The following is a 7,378-nucleotide window of genomic DNA, read 5'->3' on the forward strand; positions in this document are numbered from 1 at the left end:
GCGATGGACTGTGCACCTCCATGAAGATATTTTGCCTTGAGCCGATAAACCTGACGTACACTTAACTTTAAGATGCGGGAGACATCCTGTTCGGTCAAACGGCCATCGATCCATTGTTCGATTACCAAGGCGCGTTTCAATTCTTCTTTTGTCAAGGTGATCATCTGCTCCTTGCTCATACTGACATTTTCTCGGAACAATGACACCCTGACAATATCACAGAACGATAACACTGTTGAACATTTACCTCTGGTATATTGACGAATCGATCGATATACTGGTTGTGCATCTGTCATTCCCTCTATGGTGGATTGGTTGCACAACCATCTTATGGAATGAACAGGTGCTTTTCAATTTTTTACTCTAAAACTTGTCAAGCACTATGTTTGGTGTAGAGCCAGAAAATGCTTACAAAATACTTGACTCAGCCGAGGTATCGCAACGATGTGTCGAAAGCCTGTTTCGGTGGTATAATGATAGTACAGACAATGCTCGGCGAGGGGAAGGTAATGACGTGACCAAACTTATGGATCTGAAGATCGACTTTGCTTTCAAACAGGTATTTGGGAAAACCGGAAACGAACCGATCCTCCTGGCCTTCCTGAATGCCGCGCTCCAACTGACAAAAGAAAAACGAATTGCATCAGTAGAAATCCTGAATCCCGTAATCCATCGGGAACACATCGAAGACAAGGCGTCCGTGTTGGACATTCATGCTAAAACGGAGCAAGGCGAACACGTCAACATCGAGATTCAACTGTCAAACAAGTTTGACATGAAGAAGCGCACCCTCTACTACTGGTCACGCATCTTTTCTGCTCAGATGCAAAAGGGAATGCCGTACACCGATTTGGCAAAAACGATCACGATCAACATCCTCAATTTCCGCTTTCTGCAAGAGACAGATCGTTTTCGCACCACCTTTCATCTGTACGAGGATCAGGAGCAGTTTCTGCTAACGGATGTGCTGGAAATTCATTTCATGGAGATCCCGAAGCTGATGGACAAATGGGAGCAACGTGCCGTCAATCCACATGACAATGAGCTGGAGAGATGGTTGTTGCTGCTGGAGGCAGACGATCACGAGGAAATTCGCAAGGAATTGGAGGCGATTGCGATGAAAGATCCTGCGTTGAAACGAGCGTTTGAGGAATGGGAAGACCTGAGCCGCGACGAGAAGAAGTGGGTGGAGTATGAATCCCGGCGGAAAGCCATTTTGGATGAGTTGGCTGCAGTGCGGGAGGCGGAAATCAGGCAGCAAAGGGCAGAACAGCGAGCCAGGGAGAAAGGATTGGCGGAAGGATTGGCGGAAGGATTGGCGAAAGGATTGGCGAAAGGATTGGCGGAAGGTGAGCGGCAAAAGGCAATTAAAATGGCCATGAAGATGCTGGAAAAAGGGAAAGATGTTGACGAAATCGCATTTTTCACGGAATTATCTGTAGAAGAAATTCAAAAACTAAAGCAGCAACTTCACTAACCCTTCACCGCCAAGTTCCGCAAGCAGCGTCCGTACCGAAAGTAGCGGTAGAAGGAGACGCATCTGCGACGCTGACCCGAGACGGATCGGCGGACGACGGAGGGGTCTCATCGCTTCAGATCGAGCCACAAATCCTGGCCCGCCGCCTGGCGCGCCTGTACGTCGAGCTCGGCGACCGCATCGCCCGGCAGCTCCAGCCGGTCGTCTTTCTCTTTTTGGGTGTGGCGCATGGCTCGTCGGACTTGGTGTGGCGCCGTTCGTCTTTCGCCTCCTCATCCTCCCGTCGGTGACCGTCGTCGCCTTCATCCTCAACGACGGCTTCACCATGCTCATCCGAGTAGCGGCCCTGTTTGCTGCCGCCGTTACTTTTCCTGCCTTTGTCTTTGTCGTCTTTCGGCTGCTTCGCGATCTCTTCCTTCCTCCGAAGCCCGAACCCCCGAACCCGGGGGAGTCCGACGCCGGAGGGGGCGTCCGTAACCGATCGCCTACTCATCCTGCGCCTGTCCGGTTAGCTCGACATCACGCCGCTTTTCGGCGCTGCCGAATACTTCAGCTTTCTCGTCGGGCTCGCCCTGCCGATCGCCCTCTTTTTCGAACTTCCGCTCGTCCTTGTCGTCCTCGTTTCCGCGAGCGTCGTCCGCCTCGACGTCCTGAGAAGAATCCGCAAGTACGTCCTCACCGGACGGATTCCCGGTTTGAAGAGGCGGCACATCGGTTTATCGTTTTTCGATGCTCGAACGGCTCCAAAGCCCTCTTACATCGGGGTGGACGGCGATTGGCCATCGTCCGCCGAAGACGGAAGCACATTTGGAAGCGTCAGGTTCGAATGGTTTGATTGAGTCGGCTGTGGTTCGAGCGGTTTTGCTGGGGTCGATCCGGTCCATCGTTTGCTTTCAAGATCGACAAGCAGCGACGAATTTTCCGCTATGCGCATAAGAGAGACAGTAGATTCAATGCTGATTCGTGCTAAAACAACCAAAACGATAAAGAGGGCGGGGGAAACAATCAACGAAAGGGGAAAAAGAGCAAAGAGTAGAATGAGGGAAAAAGACCGATGACGGCCACGGCCAAACCATAAAAAATGCCCGAGACTTGAGGTGTGATGAAGCGGCGAAACGAAAAATCAAACAGGTTTTTGAAAAAATTGTCGCTCATCCGGTTCCTCTTTTCGATCCGATTAAAACAGACGCTTTCTTCCGCGTGCCACTGTGCCTTTTTCTGTCCGCTTTTAGAATCTTTGAAATCATATCATAAACGACTGATGCAGAGCAACAGTTTTTTTCTGTTTTTCTCAATAACGTTTGCGACGCCCATCGTGAGCCTGTTTCAGGAATTCTCTGGCAGGATGATTCGGGCGCGATAGAGAAATACAAAGATGGCAAACCCACGACCGAAATGAGGTACTTGGACCGATGAAATATAACTTTTTAAAACCACGAACCGCGATCAGCTGTATCTTCTCCTACGCTTAGCGTGGATGAGTTGCTGCCCGAAGACTACCCCGCCTTTTTTATCCTCGACGTTGTGAAGCAGAATGAGATGTTGCCTTTCGTGTGATCGTCGCCAACCAGAAGCCGGATAACGTCACCAACGCCCGCTTTCGAAAGACCCACGAGGCCGCGCTGTCCGCGTTGTTCACGGAAAGCTTGAAACTTAGTCGGGAAACAGGCCTTCTTCGCGTGGGGACCGTCGTCCTGGACGGGACCAAAATCAAAGCTGCGGCGTCTTTGTCGGCCAACCGAACGGATGACCCCATCGAACGCGAAGTCCAAAAGATACTGCAGGAAGCCGAGGCCGTCGACCGGGCAGAAGACGAGCGCTACGGTCCCCTTGTGCGTGGAGAAGAACTGCCGAAAGATCTTCATCGTCGGAACGATCGTCTGGCGGGCCTCAAGGCGGCAAAAGTGCGCTTGGAAGAGGAAGCCAAGCTCCCACCGTCAACCCCGAGGCGAAAGCCAACCTGACCGATCCGGACAGCCGGATCATGAAAACGCGAAGCGGCTGGATCCAGGGATACAATGCCCAGCTTGTCGCCACGGAGGATCTGACGTTCGGCAGCTTCATCCCATGCTTCAAATGGCGGAAGCGAACCTGCGCGCCGTCGAGGTGGATCGGCCGATTCGCTCCGCGGTGGCGGATGCCGGGTACTTCAGTGAAGCGAACATCCAGGAAGCCGATGGACGTATCGATCTGTTCATTCTGTTCATTGCCCCCACCAAAGAATGGAAAAGGCGGAATCAGGAGGCTCAAGGTAGCTCGCCACGCGGGCACATCCCCCGATCGCTGAGTTGGCGCGAACGCATGGAACGAAAACTTCGCACCAAGCGCGGTAGGCGACTCTACAGCCTGCGCGCGAAGACGATCGAGCCGGTTCGGACAGATCAAAGCGGTTCGGGGTATCGACCGTTTTTCCAGGCGAGGCCATTCGGCTGCAAGAAGTGAATGGCGATTGATCTGTGCGACGCACAACCTTCTTAAAGTGTGGCGGAAGACCGCCTGGCAACGTAATACGCGAGCCGTCTTCAAGATCGGCAGACCACTTTCGCGCGGTTGCGGCGATGACGAGCGGCCCGCGGTGATGCGTCCGCCACGAACGCACTTCGATCGTCTTTTCATCCATCGCGATGAGATAGGCATATGGCTGATCGATGGACAGACAGCGAAATTCCGGCATGGAATTCCCTTCCTCTTGGAAAAAATCTATACGGTTCGATGACCTCAGCAGCGTAATTTCATAATCCACTGATTCACCAATCGATTGCTCCATCATCTCGTTTTCAGGGCTTCTTTGAGAGCTTCATTCGTTTCCACCAAATCAAATGCTTCAGGATCGAATGCCCCCCCGATCCATTTCAGCATGTTTTCATGTTCCGGGTGGCTGGGATCTCTGATCGCTTCCAAAAAATCTTGATACCCCCAGGGGCCCCCGACATCTTCCGGCGGACAATTTCTTTTTCCGCCAATACAAATCGGGTAACTTTGACCTTCTTCGGATTGCAGGATCTTTTCGACAAGTATATCGTGCACCCAATTGTCTCCGAAGTCATAAGTATAAGTAAATTTCGCTTTATCTTCAAATGCATATTTGCTCAACTTCACTCTTTTTGCACTTTTGACCGGATGGATGTCATCCCATTCAGGATCCTTCTCCCCGATGGCTTCACCGTAAACCTGAAATTCATATAAATGGAACCCTGTCCATCCCATCACGGCCAAAATGGTTTCATGAAGACGATAAAAAGTCATATCTTCCTTCACCAAAATTCTTCGCCAAACGGGAGGTTTGACACCCCGAAGCGAAATTTTCAATTGCAGTATTTTTGTGGACATCATTTCCCCCCTTAAGGAACCCGCCTTATCGAGTAGAGAAGCGCCGATGCCTGAGGATGCTCATCCTCAATATAACATCAGAGGTCCCATGCCGTAAAGATCATGGGGTATGTGTAAAATTTTTCTCGGACGGCTTGCAGGATTTTGCGGACTAAAAGAGAAGGAAGACCTCCGTGACACCCTTGAGAGGAAAGGAGAGGTCTTCCTTCATGGACATTGTAGCCGAACTCGTCGGGCTTATGGAAGTCTCCGCGGCGATGGATACGGCAACGGATTCGTTTTCCTTCCGGGAAAGTTTGCATCGCCGTTTGATGCCGTTCAATGCTTCCTTCATGGCTGAAGTGTTCGAGCGGCTGGATCGCGAACTCAACGCGTTTTACGTAGCTCAATACGGGTGGAGAAGCGAACGGCGAGACCGAAGGACGATCGGGACCTTAACGGGACGTTGCGCCTTGCTTTGATACGCTATGCCGGGATGCGGAAGAACGGCGAACGGAACAAGCGGGCGGTGGGGAGGGCCGAAAAGGCGGCGCGACGGACGATCCTGGAAGATCGACGAGGCCTCAAGGCAGGGCGGATCCAGGTTGGGGCGGCACCGGCGAGCCGCTTTATCGGCCGGCTGTCGTGATCCGTCGGCAGGATCCCGACCTTCGGGTAAAGGGGAAGGAAATCAGGTCCCCTGGGTCGGTGAGGAGCATCCTCACCGACCCAGGGGGTGCAACGCGCGAAGTGCGTGAGGGCTTTTCGAGCATAACTGAGTTTCCGCCTGCATTTTGGCGGTTATCTGAGCTCTTCCTTGTTCCTTAAGATGCCTGGACCTCCGAGAACCGCTTGACATATACTAGAGCCAGAGTACACCGTGTCAACCCATATAAAAATCTTACCGAAGACGGAATAGATCACTCATTTGAAAATCTAACCTAACATTCTCCTCGAAGAGGTACACTGGGGTGGCTTGCCTTTAATGACCTTGGCCTTCCTCTCTTGCGAGCCTGTCAAGGGCGGCGATGCCGCCGCGAAGCGGTGACAACCCTTGACAGGCGAGTCAAGAGGGAGGAGAATGCCTTATAAGGCAAGCCATCTACATGAAGACCAAATCACGCTCTACTGTTTCTTGTCTTGTCGTAAAGGAAGAGGGCCCTTGTGCCAACAAGATTTCCAAGCGTTGATGAAGGTCGAGTGGATTGAGGGCTTGCCTTTCTTTTTCGAGCCTTTCCCTTGTTTCTGAAACAAGAACGCCTGCTTCAACAAGGCGGTCAAAATGCGCTTTCGCTTGATCAAATGTTTGTCGCACTTTTACACCGCGCCGTTCTTTGGCAATCACTTTGCGCATCGGCAGAAAGAAATTAGCATATGGGTCGAGGCAGGCATACACTTCATTGAGCCATTCCACTGCCTCTGGTGTGTCATAACGTTTGTAACCGACCACTTCCCGGACAAATTGACGATTTTTTTGCTCCACATGCGCATTGTCATTTTTGCGATAAGGACGACTTCGCGTCAGCTCAAACCCAAGTTGTTGACAAAATCGCAAGAGCAAGCCGTTGAAAAATTCGCTGCCATTGTCGGAATGTAACCCCCAGGGCGTAAAAGGCCATTCGCTTAAGATCAGCGTTAACGCTTGAAACACAACGGCCTGACTTCGTCCCAGAAAAGCGCGGCGGCGGCTGTAACCTGAAACGATATCGACGACATTCAGCGTATAAGCGTAATGGCCCAACGTGGAGCCGCCATTGTGCTCAACCAAGTCGATTTCCAAGGCGCCTGGCTTGCTTTCATCCCAATCGTAAACTGCAACCGGGATTTCGGAGCGCAGCTTGGAGATAGAACGGGAAGAGGCAACGGTTTTTCGTTTAGGCTGTCAAGTGTCTGAGAAAATAACAGGTTTATTGTTCTATGAAAATGTCAGGTAAAGTGCCTGACCGTCAGATGCAAGATTGTCCGAAACGCCTCCCCTCCCGTCAAGGGTTGCCGTAAAACGGCAATCGTCTGACGACGACGGCTTCGCCGCCCTTGACGTCCGGGTCGCCGTTTCGGGTGAGAGTGACAAGCCGGTCAGGAACACGGTGGCATCGTCAACCCGGTGATCTTGCCTGATGCCCGCTGGCTGTGCTACGCTGGTATTGCTTGCTGGAGAATGGTTTTCTCCAGGGGTGGTTTGCAGCGGGCTTGCGTGGAGGCGCAGGTGCCGCTGTTTTTTTGGCCATCGGCGTTTCTGGCTTTTGAACTTGTGGCACTTCCACGCATGGCCATGCACGCCCCTGATGCCACACCCATACTTGACCTTGCATGCCGATGCGCACTTCGACAATTGTCTGGCTTCCCAGCGCGGCACACCAGAACCCGGTTGGGGCATGTAGCACTTGCCTTGCCAGGAAAACGTCTGTCCCCCGCTGATACGCCGATGTACACGACGGGCAAAGATATGCTCCAAGGGCACCTCGGGCAGCGGCCGGTAGGCCGGTTCCGCCTCTTGCGGCGCCACAGCGAACAACCGGTTGTGCTTGTCAATCAGTTCCGGCAACACCCGATTGGCTTCCTCCATGGTGCACACGTTGCGCAAGCGCAATT

Annotated in this window: 10 protein-coding genes; 5 read left to right on the top strand and 5 right to left on the bottom strand. The window is 52.4% G+C overall.

The features are described from left to right. The first annotated feature begins 526 nt into the window (after positions 1-526). Complete coding sequence (locus BAA01_04110) at positions 527-1,477, top strand: transposase (GenBank protein OUM85196.1); 951 nt, start codon at positions 527-529, stop codon at positions 1,475-1,477. A 115-nt stretch (positions 1,478-1,592) separates the two neighbouring features. On the opposite strand, the gene BAA01_04115 is transcribed toward BAA01_04110, so the two are convergent. Further along, positions 1,593-1,970, bottom strand: a complete 378-nt coding sequence (locus BAA01_04115) for a hypothetical protein (GenBank protein OUM85187.1) — start codon at positions 1,968-1,970, stop codon at positions 1,593-1,595. Next, positions 1,963-2,187 (bottom strand): hypothetical protein, encoded by a 225-nt coding sequence (locus tag BAA01_04120; GenBank protein ID OUM85188.1) that lies wholly within the window; start codon positions 2,185-2,187, stop codon positions 1,963-1,965. The genes BAA01_04115 and BAA01_04120 overlap by 8 nt, the downstream gene beginning before the upstream one ends. Positions 2,188-3,030: 843 nt before the next feature. On the opposite strand from BAA01_04120, the gene BAA01_04125 reads away from it, so the two are divergent. From BAA01_04125 to BAA01_04135, 3 genes are all read left to right on the top strand, one after another. Then, entirely contained in the window at positions 3,031-3,441 is a 411-nt protein-coding gene (locus BAA01_04125; GenBank protein OUM85189.1) for a hypothetical protein, read from the top strand. A gap of 103 nt (positions 3,442-3,544) precedes the next feature. Further along, positions 3,545-3,919: a hypothetical protein gene (locus BAA01_04130; protein OUM85190.1), complete on the top strand. Its 375-nt coding sequence runs from the start codon at positions 3,545-3,547 to the stop codon at positions 3,917-3,919. Between the two features lie 7 nt (positions 3,920-3,926). Further along, the gene (locus BAA01_04135) at positions 3,927-4,193 is read left to right on the top strand and encodes a hypothetical protein (GenBank protein OUM85191.1); all 267 of its coding nucleotides are present in this window, start codon (positions 3,927-3,929) and stop codon (positions 4,191-4,193) included. Positions 4,194-4,243: 50 nt separating this feature from the next. On the opposite strand, the gene BAA01_04140 is transcribed toward BAA01_04135, so the two are convergent. Then, positions 4,244-4,807: a hypothetical protein gene (locus tag BAA01_04140; protein OUM85192.1), complete on the bottom strand. Its 564-nt coding sequence runs from the start codon at positions 4,805-4,807 to the stop codon at positions 4,244-4,246. 209 nt (positions 4,808-5,016) lie between these two features. Between BAA01_04140 and BAA01_04145 the strand changes: the two genes are divergently transcribed. Continuing rightward, on the top strand, positions 5,017-5,268 hold the full coding sequence (locus tag BAA01_04145) for a hypothetical protein (GenBank protein ID OUM85193.1): 252 nt from the start codon (positions 5,017-5,019) through the stop codon (positions 5,266-5,268). A gap of 620 nt (positions 5,269-5,888) precedes the next feature. On the opposite strand, the gene BAA01_04150 is transcribed toward BAA01_04145, so the two are convergent. Both BAA01_04150 and BAA01_04155 read right to left on the bottom strand, forming a co-directional pair. Further along, on the bottom strand, positions 5,889-6,566 hold the full coding sequence (locus BAA01_04150; GenBank protein ID OUM85194.1) for a hypothetical protein: 678 nt from the start codon (positions 6,564-6,566) through the stop codon (positions 5,889-5,891). Positions 6,567-6,701: 135 nt separating this feature from the next. Continuing rightward, positions 6,702-7,376 carry a hypothetical protein gene (locus BAA01_04155; GenBank protein ID OUM85195.1) on the bottom strand — a complete coding sequence of 225 codons (675 nt, stop codon included), beginning with the start codon at positions 7,374-7,376 and terminating at the stop codon, positions 6,702-6,704. Positions 7,377-7,378 lie beyond the last annotated feature (2 nt).

Origin of the sequence: Bacillus thermozeamaize (assembly GCA_002159075.1) — a bacterium.
In the GTDB taxonomy this organism is placed as follows: Bacteria; Bacillota; Bacilli; order ZCTH02-B2; family ZCTH02-B2; genus Bacillus_BB; species Bacillus_BB thermozeamaize.

Coding starts and splice junctions, on each gene's coding strand:
- BAA01_04110 (OUM85196.1), top strand. CDS start 527: ATGGATCTGAAGATCGACTTTGCTTTCAAACAGGTATTTGGGAAAACC.
- BAA01_04145 (OUM85193.1), top strand. CDS start 5,017: ATGGACATTGTAGCCGAACTCGTCGGGCTTATGGAAGTCTCCGCGGCG.
- BAA01_04140 (OUM85192.1), bottom strand. CDS start 4,807: ATGTCCACAAAAATACTGCAATTGAAAATTTCGCTTCGGGGTGTCAAA.
- BAA01_04130 (OUM85190.1), top strand. CDS start 3,545: ATGCTTCAAATGGCGGAAGCGAACCTGCGCGCCGTCGAGGTGGATCGG.
- BAA01_04115 (OUM85187.1), bottom strand. CDS start 1,970: ATGAGTAGGCGATCGGTTACGGACGCCCCCTCCGGCGTCGGACTCCCC.